Raw genomic sequence first — 2,289 nt, 5'->3', positions numbered from 1 at the left:
CTGCTGCACATCGCCGAGGAGGATCAGTTCGTGCCCAAGGAGGCGCAGGCGATGATCCTGGCGAGGCTGAAGAACCACCCTCAGGTGGAAATCCATAGCTATCCGGGACGCGATCACGCCTTCGCCAGGATGGGCGGCGAGCATTTCGACGCGGCCGATGCGGCCAAGGCCGGCGAGCGCACCCTGCAGTTCTTTCAGCGGAACCTCGGCTGATGCGGGCCGTCCAGTTCCGGGAGACCGGCGGACCGGAGGTGCTCCGGGTCGTCGAGATCGACACGCCGGCGCCGGGGCCGGGCCAGATCCTGATCCGCCACCAGGCGATCGGGATCAACTTCATCGACACCTACCACCGAACGGGCCTTTACCCGGTGAAGCTCCCGGCCACGCCTGGCGGCGAGGCGGCCGGGGTGGTCGAGGCGGTGGGCGAGGGCGTCACCCGCTTCAAGGTCGGCGATCGGGCCGCCTATTCCGGCGGTTTCGGGGGCTATGCCGAGGCCAACGTGGTGCGGGCCGACCGCGCGGTGCCGATTCCCGGGACGATCAGCACGGAGATGGCCGCAGCTATCCTGCTCAAGGGCATGACCACCGAGGCGTTCGTCCGGCGCACCTATCCGGTGAGGGCTGGCGAGACGGTGCTGGTGCATGCGGCCGTTGGCGGCGTGGGCCAGATCATGACCCAGTGGTTGAAGGCGATCGGCGCTGAGGTGATCGCTACCGTGGGCTCGCGGGACAAGGCTGACAAGGCTCGCGCCCTGGGCGCCGACCACGTCATCCTCTACCGCGAACAGGATGTCGCGGCCGAGGTGAGGCGGATCACCGGCGGCCAGGGCGTGCCGGTGGCCTACGACTCTGTGGGTAAGGACACGTTCGAAGGAACCCTCGCTAGCCTCAGCCGCCGCGGCCTGTTTATCAGCTTCGGGAACGCCTCCGGCCCCGTCCCGCCCTTCGCCCCGGCGCGACTGGCGCAGGGCGGCTCGCTCTACCTGACCCGACCCACCTTGTTCGACTACATCGTCACTACCGAGGAGCTGGACGAGAGCGCCGGGCTGGTCTTCGACATGGTCGCCTCCGGCAAGATCGACATCGAGATCGGCCAGACGTTTGCGCTGGCGGACGCCCGGCGGGCGCACGAGGCGCTGGAAGCGCGGACGACGGTCGGGGCGAGCCTATTGATCCCGTGAGCCGGAGTTTGGTCGGCTTGGACCCAGCGGCTGGAACGTCATAGCCGCGCCCAACGCGGCGGCCGGAGGCGCCCGGCAACGACATCCGTTGCACCCGCGGACGACCTCTCTGGGTGCGTCTCGGCGGGCGGGCAGCAGCCCAGGCGGGTGTTTCACGTGAAACACTCGGCAATCGAAGTTCCGGTATGGCCGGGCCCTACCTACAGGTAGGCCTGGTTGTCTACCCGACCGGCGTCAGCGCGACCCGGAGGCCGCGACCAAGGCCGCAGGGCGTGTAAGGGCGCCTCCTGCACGCTGGCAGACGCACAGGGCCACGTTTGGCGCGGCTTATTTCGCCACAGGGCCAATTTCGCAAACGAACGAGTCGTCCGCTCGCCGAAGCTTATGAGATCGCTAAGTTTTCCAGAGAACGCCGGTCAGGTGTTCATCGACTGGAAGAAGTCGTCGTTGTTCTTCGAGCTTCGCAGCTTGTCGAGCAGGAACTCGATAGCGTCCTGGGCGCCCATGGGTCCCAGGATCCGGCGCAGGATATAGGTCTTCTGCAGTTGCGCGGGCGGCGTGATCAACTCGTCCTTGCGGGTGCCGGACTTCAGCACGTCTATGGCCGGATAGATGCGCTTGTCGGCCACCTTGCGGTCCAGGACGATTTCCGAATTACCGGTGCCCTTGAACTCCTCGAAGATCACCTCGTCCATCCGGCTGCCCGTGTCGATCAGGGCCGTGGCGATGATGGTCAGGGAGCCCCCTTCCTCGATGTTCCGCGCCGCGCCGAAGAAGCGCTTCGGGCGCTGCAGCGCATTGGCGTCGACACCGCCGGTCAGCACCTTGCCCGACGACGGGACCACGGTGTTGTAGGCGCGACCGAGACGCGTGACCGAGTCCAGCAGGATCACGACGTCTCGCTTGTGCTCGACCAGGCGCTTGGCCTTTTCGATGACCATTTCCGCCACTTGAACGTGGCGGGTCGCCGGCTCGTCGAAAGTCGAGGAGATCACCTCGCCCTTCACCGTGCGCTGCATGTCAGTGACTTCTTCCGGACGCTCGTCGATCAGGAGCACGATCAGGTAGCACTCGGGATGGTTGGTCTCGATCGACTTGGCGATGTTCT

3 protein-coding genes are annotated in these 2,289 nt (G+C 66.3%); 2 read left to right on the top strand and 1 reads right to left on the bottom strand.

Annotation, left to right across the window (positions count from 1 at the left end; genetic code table 11):
* Both QZV94_RS24620 and QZV94_RS24615 read left to right on the top strand, forming a co-directional pair.
* Positions 1-213, top strand: a 213-nt coding sequence (locus QZV94_RS24620) for a dienelactone hydrolase family protein (protein ID WP_293683050.1), incomplete at its 5' end; no start/stop codon positions are given.
* On the top strand, positions 213-1,181 hold the full coding sequence (locus QZV94_RS24615) for a quinone oxidoreductase (protein WP_293683048.1): 969 nt from the start codon (positions 213-215) through the stop codon (positions 1,179-1,181). The genes QZV94_RS24620 and QZV94_RS24615, both read left to right, overlap by 1 nt.
* Positions 1,182-1,597: 416 nt before the next feature.
* Here QZV94_RS24615 and rho read toward each other — a convergent pair.
* A partial coding sequence (rho, locus tag QZV94_RS24610) for a transcription termination factor Rho (RefSeq protein WP_293683046.1) occupies positions 1,598-2,289 on the bottom strand: 692 nt, incomplete at its 5' end.

Origin of the sequence: uncultured Phenylobacterium sp., assembly GCF_902826855.1 — a bacterium.
In the GTDB taxonomy this organism is placed as follows: Bacteria; Pseudomonadota; Alphaproteobacteria; order Caulobacterales; family Caulobacteraceae; genus Phenylobacterium.
This window is presented reverse-complemented; position numbering and strand designations above follow the sequence as displayed.

Coding starts and splice junctions, on each gene's coding strand:
- QZV94_RS24615 (WP_293683048.1), top strand. CDS start 213: ATGCGGGCCGTCCAGTTCCGGGAGACCGGCGGACCGGAGGTGCTCCGG.